The following is a 14,384-nucleotide window of genomic DNA, read 5'->3' on the forward strand; positions in this document are numbered from 1 at the left end:
GTAGTTGGCGACGCGCTATGAGAAGCGCGCCGCCAACTACCTGGCGATGGTCCATATCGCCTCCATCCGCCTCTGGCTCTAATTTGCGGACACGCCCTAGGTGGAGCCTCCGGCAGTTGAAGTCGCTTTGCTTTTGATCTCAGTAGCGGCCACTCGTTCGTTAGGATCGCAAGGCGCCGCTCAAGTTGATCTTCTGCGTATTCAATTTCCTCAAGTGCACCATAATCATCTACTGGGCTTGTCGTTTGCTTGAGGCACTTAAGTTCAAAAATGAACAAGTGTTTCTGCCAATAGAGAAATAGATCGTATTCAACTTGTCGACCGTCTTTGGCAATAAACTGAATTCCATTTTCTACTGGCGACTGCGTTAGCTCCTCAAGTCTTGAGCAGATCATGCCTTCAAAGTGGGAGCCACGTGGGTCGAACGCGGATTTTGAACGCGAAGAAGCTAGGTGTTCAATGGTTCGAATGGGATGGGCGGAGGTAATAATGGACGGAACTAGGAGTAGTCTGTTGGAGTCAATGGAAATTAGCGGCTGGTCCCAGATCTCTAGATTCTTGCGCTGCGCGCTGAAGACCATCTCGTCCAATCGGGCTGCGCAGAAATTGACATCAATGCGAGTTGTCTTGCTGATTATTTCGGAGAGGCGATGTCTCGTTACGAGAAACACCAGGTTGTGTGGCTCTTTGTTCTCCTTGATGCTTCTTTGATTCTGAATGTGAAGAGCGAGCGCCAATTCTCTGAGTGCGTGTCTGACCTCTAGTTCCTTGCTGAAGTCTGAACTAATTAGCGGACTCAAAAATCGCCGTCGCGCGTATGACAATCTTGCGAGTTCGTGATGGTTGGACCCTACGAGTTCCCTTAGTGCGTCGATGTCCAGTCCAAGGTCCCATGTCTTACCTGGTCTCGGCGGGGTGAGGCTGCGGGCAATGCGATCGAGCAGTTTCGCCCTCTTGTGTGCTGTTGCCTTGGTGGTGAAATTGTCAGAAAATGTGATTTGCTGAAGATACATCCGCTCGCGATAGTTTCCGATTTCGCGCTGGATGAATTGGAGCTTATTGGTGGGTTCCCAAGTGAAGCCATGGTCGTCTTGGCGTGCCGATGTCCAATCTTCGTACTGAATTTGCCTCCAGAGATGATCGAAGCGGTGCCAAGCCAATGTGTAGGTTAGGAGTTTGCCGAAATCTGGGTCCTCATAGGGTGTTTGTGGAGTCAGTTTGTTGTCTTGCGTTTGTGTGTCTTCCTTGTGGAGCGTGATTCGAAGCACCAGTTCTGCTGCGTCTACGAGTGACTCATGGTTCAGTTGGAGGCTGACGCTTGCGGCGCCGTTTGAGCCAGGAAGTTCGACCGTGGGATTGGCCAGCATGAAGACTGGTTTAGTTGGCGTATTTTTCGCTGCCTTTGTTATGGCGTTTCTAGTAAAAATCGATTGTGACTCGATGTATGAAAATATCCTCCATAGCTTTGTGATCTTGTTTGATTTCCAGAAATCTAGCTTTTCGGATTCATGCGACACGGAGACTAGGGCCTGTACGATGCTCTTGTAGCCAAGTATGCTGCGATGCTCTTTGGCGCTAAGACCATTGGGTGATTCATAGATCGAAAGAACGTCGAGCGCCGAACTCGCATTTTTGGTGTTGATTGTTCCTAGTGCGAGAGTAAGAGAATTTAGCCAGCTTGCCGATGAGTTTCGCCTAATGGCGTCAATGGCAGCTGCGATGTCGTGCTTGTTGTTCTTCTTTATGGCTGCTTGGAGTGTTTTTGTTTCTTTGTTTTTGTTTCTTTGTTTTTGTGCATTTGTGTTTTGTGCTGTTCGACGTGCACAGTGTTGGTCCTGCTGTGAACTAGTTCTTGCGCGGGTTTGGGCTAGTCCTTCCAGAGGATCTTCCACGGATGCTTGCGCAGGTCCGTGACCAGGGTCTTCAGCTCGTCGTAGAGCGCCGGGTCCTTTAGCAGGGCGCCTCCGGTTCCCTCTCCGGAGTCGAGCTGTCCCAGGATCCGGTCCGCCTTGGTGGCGATCTGTTCCAGCTGACCCGCAGCCGCCGTGAAGCGCTGGAGGGCCAGCTTCACCTGCTGGCCGTCCTCCGGCGTCAGCGGGCCTGTCACCGCTGCCAGGCCGTCCAGCGTCGTTCCGGCGGACTTCGTCAGGCCGGGGAGGTCCTTTCGCATCAGGGCCGCCACGGCGGAGGCGTCGTCCAGGAGCCTTGCTCCCTTGCCTCCGGGCTGCATTGACTCCTTGGCCAGTTGCGCGAGCTGCCTCAGGTCCTTTGATGCCGCCGACAGCTCCGTGGCCAGGATCTTCACGTCGCCTTTGTTCTCCGTCAGGACCTCGTCCAGCGTCCTTGCCAACCGCGACACGTTGGCGGCCAGGCCCGTTACGGCCTCCGGGTCCTTCTCCAGCATGTCCGACAACAGCGTCACGAACTTGGACAGCTGCTCCGACAGCAGGTCCAGGCGCGGCGCGTCCACGCCCCGGAGTGCTGCCTTCTCCGGCAGCGGAGCATCCGCGTTGCCTGGGTTCAACTCCAGATAGGGTTCACCCAGCAGGCCCACCGTTCCCACCGTCACCCTGGCGTCCTTGCGCAGGGCGCCCCTCGCCGCGGGCTCCACGGACAGGTCCATGCGGACGGGGAGGGGGAGTCCCTTCGCGTCCCTTCGGTCCGCCAGGAGGTGGATGGTGTCCACCTTGCCCACCTGGACGCCTCCCAGCTTCACCGGGGCTCCCTGCACCACGTTGCCCGTGTGCGCGAAGTCCACCTCCAGTTTGGCGCCTCGGCCCAGCGTCAGCTCTCCCATCAACCAGAGCAACACCAGCACTCCCACCAGCGCCGCGAGCACCAGCGCCCCGACCTTCAACTCCAGCCGTTGCTCATCCATCCGTCGCGCCCTCCATGAACGGCGCTGTCAGCGTTCGCAGCTCCGGGGCGGGGGACTCCAGGAAGCCCTCCGGGCTGCCCAGGTACGCGCTGCGCCCCTTCGCCACCACCAGCACCCGGTCCGCGATGCCTCTCAACTGCCGGTAGTCGTGCGACACCACCAACGCCCCCAGGCCCTGCTCCTTCAACGACGCCAACACCGCCTCCACCTGCATCGCCGCCCTCCGGTCCAACCCCGTCGTCGGCTCGTCCAACAGCAGGTAGCGCGGCTTGAGCACCAGGGCCCTCGCGATGGCTGCCCGCTTCTTTGCCCCGGGCCCCAGCTCCGGCGGCAGCCGGTCCGCCCATTCCTTCAGGCCCACCTTCTCCAGCGCCGTCTCCACGGCTTCCTCCGGGGCGTTCGGGTCCGCGAGGCGTACGTTCTCCCGCAGCGTCCTCCAGTCCAGCAGCGCGGGTCCCTGGACCAGATACGGGGCCCGGCGGCGGAGTGTCACCAGTGTCCTCTCCGGCTGCGTGTCCACCCGCTCCCCGAACAGCGTCACCTTGCCGGCTTCGGGCTTCAGCAGGCCCACCGCCAGCCGGCACAGCACGCTCTTGCCGGAGCCGCTCGCTCCCGCGATGAACGTCAGCTCCCTCGTGGAGACCTGCGCGCTCAGGCCGTCCAGGACGCGGCGGCTCTGCTCGAAGGCGATCGCCACGTCATCGAAGAGCAGCGTGTCCGGACCGGTGTCACTCACAGGCGCACGAACTGGAACGCAAGCGACACCGTCAGGTCAATCAACAGACATCCCAGACTGGCTGCCACCACGCCGTCCGTCGTGGCCTCGCCCACCGCCTCCGCTCCGCCCCGGGCGTTCAACCCCGCCACCGCCGCCGCGAGCGGGATGTACAGCCCGCAGGCCACGACCTTCAGCCCTCCGACGAGCACGTCCCACCCATCCACGTACCTCGCGTCCATGAATGCCCGGCCGTCGATGTTCAACGCCACGCTCGCCACCAGCACCGCTGACGCCGTTGCCGCGATGGTCCCCAGCACGCTCAGGAGCGGCACTCCGACCAACCCCGCCACCACTCGGGGCGCCACGAGGTCCGCGTAGGGATCCCCCGCGGACATCTCCAGCGCCTCCACCTGTTCGTTCACGCTCATCGTGGCCAGCTCCGCGGAGTGGCTCGCGCCCGCTCGCGACGCCGTCAGCAGCGCCGACACCGCGGGGCCCAACTCGCGCACCAGCATCTCGAAGTAGGCCGGGCCCAGCACCGCCACGTTGCCGATCAGCTTCTTCGCCTGCGCGTTGGCGATCATCACCAGCACCGCGCCGAAGAAGGCCATGCCGGACATCACCAGCCACACGCTGCGCCCGCCCAGCTCGTGCACCTGCGCCAGGGTTTCACGCCACGGGATTCCCTCCCGCGCGCCCGCCCGCACCGTGCGCGCCAGCATCACCCCCGGCGCCCCGAAGAAGAGCAGCACGCGCTTCATGCGAGCACCTTCGACAGCAGCGACGTCAGCAGGAAGTCCAACAGGAAGATGGCCGCGCAGCCCAGCACCACCGCGCTCGCCGCGGCCTCTCCCACGGCGCGGGCTCCTCCCTTCGCCCGGAGCCCCACCGCCGTGGACACCAGCGAGATGGCCAGCCCGAAAGCCCCCGTCTTCACCACGCCCCCGAGGATGTCGGAGGGATTCAGCATCTGCGCGAACGTCCCGAAGAACACCCGCACCGGCAGGTCCAACGTGAGCTTCGCCGCCACCGCCTCGCAGAGGATGGACACCAGGAACGTGAACGTGCTCAGCCCCAGCATGCTCAGCTCCATGGCCACCACCCGGGGCGCCACCAGCAGCGCGAACGGATCCAGGCCAATGCCTCGCAGGCCTTCAATCTGTCCGCCCACCTTCAGCGTGGCCAGCTCCGCCGCGTTCCTCGCGCCGATCCGCGCCGACATGATCAGCCCCAGCAACAGCGGGCCGAACTCCCACAGCACGCCGTAGCCCGCGGCCCATCCCAGGAAGGCCCTCGCCCCGAAGCGCTGGATGTAGAGCGACGCCTGCACCACCACGATGACGCCCGCCAGCGCCGCCGTCGCCAACGCCAGGGGCAGCGAGCCGTAGCCGAACTGCACCAGCCCTCGCGCGAGCTCGCGCCGCTCCAGCCTGCGCAGGCCCCAGGCCGTGCGGCCCGCGACCAGGGCCAGCGCTCCCACGCCGCCCACCGCCTGCATCGCCGAGCGTCCCAGCCAGGCCAGGGCGGTGGTGCTCACGGGTGCTGGGACCGCGGAGTCATGCGAGGGCCTCGTCCGGCGCGCTTTCGAGCTGCGGCGCCGGGGCCCCATCGTGCACCAGTCTGCCGCTTCGCAGGTACAACCAGCGGGGCAGGGGAAGATCCACCGGCGCTTCCGGCGCCGCCACCAACAGCGTTCCCTGGCCAGCGACCTCCAGGAGCACCCTCGCGACCTGACGCGCCGTGCCGGGATCCAGGCCCGCGAACGGATCATCCGCCAGCAGCACCGCCGGCCTCGCCGCGATCGCCCTCGCGAGCCCCGCGCGCTTCTTCATGCCGCCGGACAACCGCTCCGGCAGCGTGTCCGCCGCGTCCGCCAGTCCCACCGAGCGCAGCACCGCGTCCGTCCGCTCGCGGGCCTCGTCTTCCGGCACGCGACGGCGGAGCAATGGCTGCATCACGTTCTGCCGCACCGTCAGCGAGTCGAAGAGCGCATCCGTCTGGAACACGAAGCCAAACGACGCCTGCTGCGCGCGCCGCTCCGGCGCCGAGAGCCTGGAGACGTCCTGTCCGTCCCACGTCACCCGGCCGGAGGAGGGGCGCAGGAGGCCCGCGAAGGCCTTCAGGAGCGTCGTCTTGCCCGACCCCGAACGTCCCAGCACCAGCGCCTGCGTGCCGGGCGGGACGTGGCAATCCGTGGGCTCCAGCACGGTGCGGGTGCCGTAGCGGAGGGTCAGGGCTTCGGCGCGCAGGTCCATGGCGGGGCGGTCAACGCGTCGTGACGAAGCTGGCCGCCGCGCCGCGGTCCCCCGAGGTGACGACCCCCGTGGGCGTCTTCCCGTCCAGGGAGCGCAGGGCCCGGGCTGGAGAATTCACGTCGGTGTAGACGACGCTCCACTCGTTGCCGTTGAAGAAGAGGACGGACCCTCCGGTGCCGCCCGCCTCGATGGTCGCCACGTAGACCGCGGTCTTTCCAAAGGCCACGACGTCCTGGAGGTCGCGGCTCGTGTAAGGCGAGGGCAGGGGCTTCATCGCGCTCCACACTCCGTCGGTCCGTTCGAAGGCCATTCCGTTGTCGCCCACCGCGTAGGCGTAGTTTGCGTTGACGACGTGGACGCCTCGCAGTTCGCCCGTGAGTGTCGTGGAAATCGCCTCTTCTCTCCAGGTGGAACTCGCCGCGTCGAACCGGAACGCGACGGGCCTGGCGCTCCTGCTTCCCACGGCCAGGAGCGTGTCCGGGCGGCCCGCGGCGCTGACGGCGCGCAGGCTTGCGTCCAGCTGGTTCGCCTGCGTCTGTTCCGGAGCGGCGGGAGGCGTCCACCGGAAGCTCCTGCCACCCCCTGTGACTCCGTAGAGCGTCGGCGCTCCCGATGGATTCTCGATACCGATGAGGCCGTTCACGACCTGGGGGACGTTGTTGGTCTCCAGCGTGCACTCGTCCGCGTTCACGGTCACCCGCGCGAAGCGGCCGGAGTTGTTCTTGCCGCCCGCGAGGAACAACTCTCCGGAGGCCGCGACCCACGCGTCCTTCCAGTCACCGTCGCAGGTGACGTACCTGCCCCCGGTGAAATCCATCTGGGATCGGGCCAGCTTGCCGCCATCACCCGCGACCCAGATCGTCGTCGTTCCATCCGTCGCGGTCGCATTCCATTTCGTGCCGTCGGTCACCACGGGCGTCCGCCAGTCCAGGTTGCAAGCCAGGCCATTGTCGGGCCCACCGCTGCAATCGTTGTCGATCCGGTCGCAGACCTCCGCCAGGTCCGGTGAGCGGAAGCGGGAGCTCTCGTCACAGTCGGATGGCACCCTGCTCGCGTGCTCGGGAATCGGTCCGCACTTCCGGCCCGCCTCCGTGCCCGCCTTTCCGTCTCCATCCGTGTCCAGGTAGTAGGGAGCGGGGACAGCGGTGTTGGCGCAGACGCTGCCCCCATTCGTGCCGCCACAGGCCGTCACTCCCTCGCAGTCGAGCGTGTCACGGCACGTCCTGCCCACGTCGAACGACTCGTCGTTCACGCCATCGCAGTTGTCGTCCTTGCCATCGCAGCGGAACTCCGCCTGCCCCGGGTGGACGCTCGGGTCGCGGTCGTTGCAGTCTCCGGTGCGGGACGCGGTCAGCGCGGGCCCCTCGCATGCCACCACGCGGGGCGGCAGGAGCCCGTTGCCGTAACCATCGCCATCATCGTCCGCGTACCAGGGCTTGGGACCGCCCACGGTCTCGTCGCGGTCGTTGCAGTCCGTGCCGCCTTCGGACGAAACGACGTAGCCGTCGCCGTCGCCATCCGTGGCCGCCAGCAGCAGCTCCACCGGTGTGATGCCGTCCTTCGCGAGGCTCGCGGTGGCCTCCGCGATCGCCACCCGGGCGCCTTCGCAGGACTGCTCGTGTGCCTGGGCCAGGAGCTTCACGTCGTTGCTCCAGCCTGCCTGCCGGAACACCGCCACGGACAGCGTGCCCGGAGGCGCACCGGCGGACACGTTCACGTCCTTCGTGACGTGCTGGGACACCTCCGCCTGATCCGTGACGGTCAGCGTCACGCACCCCGGCCGAAATCCTTCGTAATGAACCTGCACCTTCAGGGCGGCGGACTTGAGCTCATCGCCCTTGGAGCACCCCGCGAGGGTGCTCGCGAGCACAGCGACCAGGAATAAACGCATGGGACACGCATTCTGGGGCGCGCCCACACCCGGAGTAGGGCGATGTCGCCACCCGTCGGCAATTCAACCCGAGAGCCTTCTTCCCCGACCCTTAGTCCGCTGCGCGAGGCATCGTCCAGACACGCACCGCTCATCACCCCCCAGATGACGGCTTCCGTGTATAGGGGCCGCTGACCTTTCAACATTGGCCCGTTCCACCGCACGCCTTATGCCTACCGTCCGCCGTGCCCTCTTCGCCGCGCCACTGGGTGCCTGCCTCTGCGCGCTGGCCCCGGACGCCTTCGCCCAGACGCCTCCGGCCCCGTCTCCGGCGCCCGCCACCGAGGCTCCCGCCAGCGCCTTCCCCAAGCCGCCGATGCCGTCCGGCGATGCCGCGCCGCTGACGCTGGAGCGCGCCGTGGAGCTCGCCTCGCAGAAGAACGAGGCCGTGCTCGCCGCGGGGCAGTCCGCCGAGGCCGCCCAGGCCCGCGTCGCCCGCGCCCGCGCCTTCTTCCTGCCCACCATCACGGCCGCTGGCACCTACACGCGGCGCCTGCGTGAGTCCACGCGCGAGGTCGGTGGACAGACCGTCGTGCTCCAGAAGTACAACGCCCTGGGCGCGGTCTTCTCCGGCCGCATGGCCCTCTTCGACGCGCGCGGCTTCCCGCTCTACAAGGCCGCGAAGCTGGAGAGCGAGGCCTTCAAGCTGGACGCCGTGGAGACGCGCCGCCAGGTGTCCTTCAGCGCCGCCAACGCCTTCCTCGTCACCCTGGCCAACCAGCAGGTGTACCAGGCAGCCGAGCAGCGCCTGGCCTACGCGAAGCAGAGCCTGGCGGACGCACAGGCCCGCGCCAGCTCCGGGCTCGCCAGCACCAACGACGTCACCCGCGCGGAGCTGGAGCTGGCCACCGCTCATTCGAACCTCGCCGCCGCCCTGGGCACCGCGGAGACGAGCCGCCTGGAGCTGGGCTACCTGCTCGTGGAGCCCGTGCAGGGTGGGCTCGCGCCGCCGGAGCCGCTGCTCGCGGACGCCACCCAGCCCACGCCGTCCCTGGAGCTGCTCACGGAGGGGGCCACGGACCGGCGGCCGGACATCCTCTCCGCGCGCCTGCGCGTGCGCTCGCTGCGGGAGAACGCGAAGGAGCCCCTGGCTCGCCTGCTGCCGTCCCTGGGCGCGAGCGCCCAGTACCGCCTCACCAACGAGGCGGGCCTCAACGGCAACGTCGGTGATGGCTTCCTCGCCCTGGACCTCACCTGGACGCTCTTCGACGGCGGCGCCCGCTACGCGGACCGCGACGAGCGCGTGGCCAACGCCAACGTCGCGGAGCTGAACACCCAGGCCGCGACGCGCCGCGTGCCGGTGGACATCGAGCAGGCTCGGGTGAATCTGGAGACGGCGCGGGCCGCGCTCGCGCAGAGCGAGCAGGCGGCGAAGGCGGCGCGCAAGAACGCCGCGGAAACAGGCATCCTCTACCGCCAGGGCCTGTCCACCGCGCTCACCCTGGCGGACGCGTCGCTCAGCCTCTTCGAGGCGGAGGTGGCGCTCGCCCAGAACCGCTATGGGCTGGGCGTGGCGTTGTTGGGCCTGCGGGCCGCTGTCGGACTGAATCCGCTGGGGAAGGAACCGTGAAGGCAATGCAACGCACTGGTGTGCTGGCCCTGTCGCTGGCCGTGCTGTCCCTGGCCCCTGGCTGCAAGAAGGAAGCGACCGCGCAAGGTGGCAAGGCCGCGGGCCGGGGCCCCCTCCAGTTCCCCGTGGAGGTCGCGCCCGTGGAGTCGCGTGACGTGGAGTACGCGGTCAGCGCCGTGGGCGCGGTGGAGGCCTTCGAAAGCGTGCAGATCACCGCGCGCGTCCCGGGCGCCCTGGAGCGGGTGTCCTTCACCGAAGGCCAGACGGTGAAGAAGGGCGACACGCTCGCGGAGATCGAACCCGCGCGCTACGCCATCGCCGTGCGCGCCGCGGAGGCCGTGCTGCAGAAGGCCCAGGCCGCGCTGGTGGAGGCCAAGGCCGGCGCCCAGCGCCGCGCGGAGGTCAACGCGCAGAGCCCGGGCCTGCTGCCCGCCGAACAGCTGGAGACGTACCAGGCCCGCGCCGCCACCGCCCAGGCGGACGTGTCGGCCGCGAAGGCGGCGTTGGATCAAGCCCAGCTCAACCAGCGCGACGCGTACGTGCGCGCCCCCATGGACGGCGTCCTCCAGACGCGCACCGTGCAGACGGGCCAGTACGTGCAGCCGGGCGTGGTGCTGGCCACGCTCCTGCGCCGCGAACCGCTGCTCCTGCGCTTCAACGTGCCCGCGGCGGACGTGACGCGGATCACCCCGGGGATGCCCGCGCGCTTCACGGTGCGCTCGGACGGCGGGGCGTACGAGGCGAAGATCACCTACGTGTCCGCGAGCGCGGACACGCAGAGCCGCATGGTGGCGGTGACCGCCGAGGTGACGGGCGAGGCCGCGCAGAAGCTGCGCCCTGGCGCCTTCGCCACGGTGAGCGTGCCGGTGGAGTCGCGCGGGGGCAGCCCGGTGATTCCGCAGACAGCCATCCGCCCCAGCGAGCGCGGCTTCCTGGCGTTCGTGGTGACGGACAACAAGGCGCGCGAGCGCATCCTGGAACTGGGCCTGCGCACGCCGGACGGACGGGTGGAGGTGAAGGAAGGCCTCAAGCCCGGTGAGACGCTGGTGGTGCGCGGCGCGGAGGCCCTTCGCGACGGCGTGGCCGTGCGCGTGGAGCAGGAGCGCCCGAAGCCGAAGGTGGGAGGCGAGCAGCCCCCGGCTGAGGCCCGCGGCGACACGAACCCGAACGCGGGTGCCGAGGGCCGGCCATGAGCATCACCGACGTCTGCATCAAGAAGCCGGTGTTCGCCTGGATGATCATGGCGGCGACCATCATCTTCGGACTGGTGGCGGCCCAGCGCATCGGCATCAGCCAGTTCCCGGACGTCGACTTCCCCACCATCAACATCTCCGTGTCGTGGGAGGGCGCCAACCCGGAGGCCGTGGAGTCGGACGTCGTCGAGTTCATCGAGGAGGCCGTGACGCAGGTGGAGGGCGTCAAGAGCATCACGTCCTCCGCGCGCCAGGGCAGCGCCAACATCACGGTGGAGTTGGATCTGTCGCGCAACGTGGACCTGGCGCTGCAGGACGTGCAGACCAAGGTGAGCCAGGCCCAGCGCCGGCTGCCGCTGGACATCGATCCGCCCGTCGTCTCCAAGTCCAACCCGGAGGACCAGCCCATCATGTGGCTGGGCGTGGCCGGACCGTTCTCCCAGCAGGTGGTGAGCGACTTCGCCCGCTACCGCGTGAAGGAGCGCCTGCAGACGGTGCCCGGCGTGGGCGAGGTCATCCTGGGCGGCCTCCTGGAGCGCAACGTGCGCATCTGGGTGGACGCGCAGAAGCTGGACGCGCACGGGCTCACCGTCACGGACATCACCGCCGCGCTCCAGCGCGAGCACGTGGAGCTGCCCGCGGGCCGCATCGAGACGCAGGGCCGCGAGGTCAACGTGCGCTTCATGGGCGAGGCGCTGGACCTGGAGACGCTTCAGAACGTCGTGGTGCGCGAGGAGGGCGGCCGCCCGGTGTACCTGCACGACGTGGCCATCGTGGAGGACGGCTTCGAGGACGAGCGCCGCCTGGCTCGCGTGAACGGCGAGCCCGCCCAGGCCATGGGCATCAAGAAGCAGCGCGGCGCGAACGCGGTGGCCGTGGCCCAGGCGGTGCGTGAGCAGCTGGCGCAGCTCCAGAAGGAGCTGCCGGAGGGCATGAGCGCGAGCATCAACTTCGACTCGACGCAGTTCATCGAGGAGAGCGTGCATGAGATTGAGTTCGAGCTGTTGCTCGCGTGCATCCTCACCGCGTTCGTGTGCTGGGTGTTCCTGGGGTCACTCTCCAGCACGCTCAACGTCGTGCTCGCCATTCCCATGTCGCTGTTGGGGACGGTGGCGGTCATCTACTTCCTGGGCTTCACGCTCAACACGTTCACCCTGCTGGGATTGGCGTTGGCCGTGGGCATCGTGGTGGACGACGCCATCATGGTGCTGGAGAACATCTTCCGGCACGCGGAGGAGGGGAAGGACCGGGTGAGCGCCGCGCGTGAAGGCACGGCCGAAATCACCTTCGCGGCCCTGGCGGCGACGCTGGCGGTGGTGGCCATCTTCCTGCCCGTCGTCTTCATGAAGGGCATCATCGGCCGGTTCTTCCTCCAGTTCGGCGTCACGCTGTGCGTGGCGGTGCTCCTGTCCTACGTGGAGGCCATCACCCTGGCGCCCGCGCGCTGCGCGCAGCTGCTCAAGACGTCCCGCGAGCACCGCAGCCGCATTGGCGTGGTGGTGGACAAGGCCTTCTCCAAGCTGGAGGCGCTGTACGCGCGGGCGCTGGGCTGGGGGCTGGTGCGGCCCTGGCGCGTGCTGCTGGTGGCGGTGGCCATGCTGTTCCTGAGCGCGTTCGCGTTCAAGGCGCTGCCCGGCGAGTTCGTCCCGTCGCAGGACCAGGGCCGCATGTCCGTGCGCCTGCAGACGGCGGTGGGCAGCAGCCTGCAGGAGACCAACCGCCTCTTCAAGCGCGCGGAGGAGTTCGTCGCCAGCCGTCCGGAGGTGACGCGCGTGTTCGTGGTGGTGGGCGGCGGCGGCAGCGGGTCCGCCGTGAACTCCGGCAACATGAACCTGACGCTGGTGCCGACGGATCAGCGCATGTCGCAGGCGGACTTCGCGCAGGTGCTGCGCAAGGAGCTGAACAGCTACCCGGGCCTGCGCGCGGTGGTGCAGGACCTGTCCCAGGCGGGCTTCACCGCGCAGCGCGGCTTCCCGGTGGAGTTCAGCGTGCGCGGGTCGGACTGGGACAAGCTGGTGGAGGCGAGCCAGTCCCTGCGCGATCAACTCCAGGCGTCCGGCAAGGTGGTGGACCTGGACACGGACTACCAGCTGGGCCAGCCGGAGCTGCGCATCACCCCTGACCGCGCTCGCGCGGCGGACGTGGGCGTGCCCATCCAGGCGGTGGCGTCCACGGTGAACGCGCTGGTGGGCGGCGTGCGCGTGGGCAAGTACAGCAGCGGCGGGCGGCGCATCGACGTGCGCATGCGGCTCTTGGCGAGCCAGCGCTCGCGGCCGGAGGACCTGTCGCTGCTGAAGGTCCGGACGGCGAACAACTCGCTGGTGCCGCTGTCGTCGCTGGTGACGCAGCAGGAGCTGCCCGCGCTGCAGGCCATCACCCGGCGAGACCGTGAGCGCGCCATCAGCATCTTCGCCAACGTGGCGCCGGGGTCGAATCAGGAGGAGGCGCTGGCCACGGTGGAGTCCCTGGGCAAGGACCTGCCCGGCGGCATCCGCGTGGTGGCGGGCGGCGCGAGCGTGGCGTTCCGCGACTCGATGAGCAGCCTCATCTTCGCGCTCTTCATGGGCATCGCCGTCGCGTACATGGTGCTGGGCGCGCAGTTCAATTCGTTCCTGCACCCGGTGACGGTGCTCACGATCCTGCCCCTGTCGGTGGCGGGCGCGTCGTTCGCGCTGCTCATCACGGGGAACACGCTGAACATCTTCAGCATGATTGGCCTGCTGCTGCTCATGGGCATCGTGAAGAAGAACTCCATCATCCTGGTTGACTACGCGCTCCAGCAGCGCGAGCAGGGCGCGGACGCGATGCAGGCCATGCTGCGCGCGGGCCCGGTACGCCTGCGTCCCATCCTGATGACGTCCACCGCGACGATGATGTCCGCGGTGCCGGCGGCGCTGGCGCTGGGCGCGGGCAGCGAGACGCGCGCCCCCATGTCCATCGCGGTGCTGGGTGGCCTGTCCGTGTCCACCGTCTTGAGCCTGCTCGTGGTGCCCGCGTTCTACGTCGTCGCGGACCGCCTCAAGACGCGCCTGGGCAACCGGTTCAGCAAGGGGAAGGGCGATGACGACTCGCACGCCGCCCACGAGGAGCCCCGGCCGGTGCCGCACGGGTAGCGGGCTGGACAAGTCTCAGCGGCGGCCTGACCGCCCGCGCGCCCCCGGCGCCTGTGGACGATGCAGGCGCCCTGGCACATGCGCAGCGTCTTCGGAACACGGCCCCGCCTTGGGGCCCTGAACCTTCGGAGACGCTGCCATGGCCACGCCTGTTCCTCCCGACACCCACGCCGTGCCCGTCAAGGAGCGCGACGAGTCGCTCGAGCTCCAGCCGTTCCTGGACGAAATCCAGGGGGACGCCGTCATGCACAGCCAGGGCCTGGAAGCCCGGGAGGCGGCGAGCGCGGTGTTCTGCTCGCTCGCCCGCAGGCTGTCGGATGGCGAGGACGTGAAGCTCTACCGCGCGCTGCCCGGCGGCATCGGCGCCATCCTGGGGGCCTGCTCGGTGCACCGGGGACCTTCACGCGCCAAGCGCATTGGCCGCGATGAGTTCATCACCGACGTGGCGGACCACCTGAACATCAAGCCCGACCAGGCCTTCCGCGTCGTCACCGCGGTGTTCACCGCCGTGCGCGACCGCATCCCCGAGGACGAGATCGCCGCCGTGGCGTCGCAGCTGCCCGCCGACCTGGGCGACCTGTTCCGCAGACCTGTCTGACCGGAGGTCTGCGCGGAATAGGGGTGAAGGCTGACTGGCTACTGAGCCTCAAGGGAGGCAGGGGCCTCCAGCACGAAGTAGACGCAAAAAAGCCGGCTGCGTGTCAGCAGCCGGCGGATGTTGTGGGCC

11 protein-coding genes are annotated in these 14,384 nt (G+C 67.7%); 4 read left to right on the forward strand and 7 right to left on the reverse strand.

Going from position 1 to position 14,384, the window contains the following annotated elements; all coding sequences use genetic code 11:
* The 7 genes from D7V77_RS43375 to D7V77_RS33260 form a co-directional block, all read right to left on the reverse strand.
* A partial coding sequence (locus tag D7V77_RS43375; RefSeq protein ID WP_147452238.1) for a hypothetical protein occupies positions 1–1,892 on the reverse strand: 1,892 nt, incomplete at its 3' end.
* Positions 1,868–2,878, reverse strand: a complete 1,011-nt coding sequence (locus tag D7V77_RS33235; protein ID WP_120580296.1) for an MlaD family protein — start codon at positions 2,876–2,878, stop codon at positions 1,868–1,870. The genes D7V77_RS33235 and D7V77_RS43375, both read right to left, overlap by 25 nt.
* Positions 2,871–3,614 carry an ATP-binding cassette domain-containing protein gene (locus D7V77_RS45820; RefSeq protein WP_120580297.1) on the reverse strand — a complete coding sequence of 248 codons (744 nt, stop codon included), beginning with the start codon at positions 3,612–3,614 and terminating at the stop codon, positions 2,871–2,873. The genes D7V77_RS33235 and D7V77_RS45820 overlap by 8 nt, the downstream gene beginning before the upstream one ends.
* Positions 3,611–4,357 (reverse strand): ABC transporter permease, encoded by a 747-nt coding sequence (locus D7V77_RS33245; RefSeq protein WP_120580298.1) that lies wholly within the window; start codon positions 4,355–4,357, stop codon positions 3,611–3,613. The genes D7V77_RS45820 and D7V77_RS33245 overlap by 4 nt, the downstream gene beginning before the upstream one ends.
* A complete protein-coding gene (locus D7V77_RS33250; RefSeq protein WP_233597385.1) occupies positions 4,354–5,133 on the reverse strand; it encodes an ABC transporter permease in 780 nt (259 codons plus the stop codon). Before D7V77_RS33250 ends, D7V77_RS33245 begins: the two co-directional genes overlap by 4 nt.
* A gap of 19 nt (positions 5,134–5,152) precedes the next feature.
* The gene (locus D7V77_RS33255) at positions 5,153–5,851 is read right to left on the reverse strand and encodes an ABC transporter ATP-binding protein (protein ID WP_120580299.1); all 699 of its coding nucleotides are present in this window, start codon (positions 5,849–5,851) and stop codon (positions 5,153–5,155) included.
* Positions 5,852–5,861: 10 nt separating this feature from the next.
* The gene (locus tag D7V77_RS33260) at positions 5,862–7,742 is read right to left on the reverse strand and encodes a putative metal-binding motif-containing protein (RefSeq protein WP_147452239.1); all 1,881 of its coding nucleotides are present in this window, start codon (positions 7,740–7,742) and stop codon (positions 5,862–5,864) included.
* A 208-nt stretch (positions 7,743–7,950) separates the two neighbouring features.
* On the opposite strand from D7V77_RS33260, the gene D7V77_RS33265 reads away from it, so the two are divergent.
* The 4 genes from D7V77_RS33265 (at position 7,951) to D7V77_RS33280 (ending at position 14,255) form a co-directional block, all read left to right on the forward strand.
* Entirely contained in the window at positions 7,951–9,351 is a 1,401-nt protein-coding gene (locus D7V77_RS33265) for a TolC family protein (RefSeq protein ID WP_120580301.1), read from the forward strand.
* A gap of 5 nt (positions 9,352–9,356) precedes the next feature.
* Positions 9,357–10,544, forward strand: coding sequence for an efflux RND transporter periplasmic adaptor subunit (locus D7V77_RS33270; protein ID WP_120580302.1), 1,188 nt, complete (start codon positions 9,357–9,359; stop codon positions 10,542–10,544).
* Positions 10,541–13,657 (forward strand): efflux RND transporter permease subunit, encoded by a 3,117-nt coding sequence (locus tag D7V77_RS33275; protein ID WP_120580303.1) that lies wholly within the window; start codon positions 10,541–10,543, stop codon positions 13,655–13,657. Before D7V77_RS33270 ends, D7V77_RS33275 begins: the two co-directional genes overlap by 4 nt.
* 139 nt (positions 13,658–13,796) lie before the next feature.
* A complete protein-coding gene (locus D7V77_RS33280) occupies positions 13,797–14,255 on the forward strand; it encodes a DUF2267 domain-containing protein (RefSeq protein WP_120580304.1) in 459 nt (152 codons plus the stop codon).
* Positions 14,256–14,384 lie beyond the last annotated feature (129 nt).

The sequence above is a fragment of the Corallococcus sp. CA041A genome (assembly GCF_003612075.1).
Classification (GTDB): Bacteria; Myxococcota; Myxococcia; order Myxococcales; family Myxococcaceae; genus Corallococcus; species Corallococcus exiguus.

Bases quoted from the DNA above. Each gene is read 5' to 3' on its own strand.
- D7V77_RS33260 (WP_147452239.1), bottom strand. From the start codon at position 7,742: ATGCGTTTATTCCTGGTCGCTGTGCTCGCGAGCACCCTCGCGGGGTGC.
- D7V77_RS33280 (WP_120580304.1), top strand. From the start codon at position 13,797: ATGGCCACGCCTGTTCCTCCCGACACCCACGCCGTGCCCGTCAAGGAG.
- D7V77_RS33270 (WP_120580302.1), top strand. From the start codon at position 9,357: ATGCAACGCACTGGTGTGCTGGCCCTGTCGCTGGCCGTGCTGTCCCTG.
- D7V77_RS33235 (WP_120580296.1), bottom strand. From the start codon at position 2,878: ATGGATGAGCAACGGCTGGAGTTGAAGGTCGGGGCGCTGGTGCTCGCG.
- D7V77_RS33255 (WP_120580299.1), bottom strand. From the start codon at position 5,851: ATGGACCTGCGCGCCGAAGCCCTGACCCTCCGCTACGGCACCCGCACC.
- D7V77_RS33245 (WP_120580298.1), bottom strand. From the start codon at position 4,357: ATGAAGCGCGTGCTGCTCTTCTTCGGGGCGCCGGGGGTGATGCTGGCG.
- D7V77_RS33265 (WP_120580301.1), top strand. From the start codon at position 7,951: ATGCCTACCGTCCGCCGTGCCCTCTTCGCCGCGCCACTGGGTGCCTGC.
- D7V77_RS33275 (WP_120580303.1), top strand. From the start codon at position 10,541: ATGAGCATCACCGACGTCTGCATCAAGAAGCCGGTGTTCGCCTGGATG.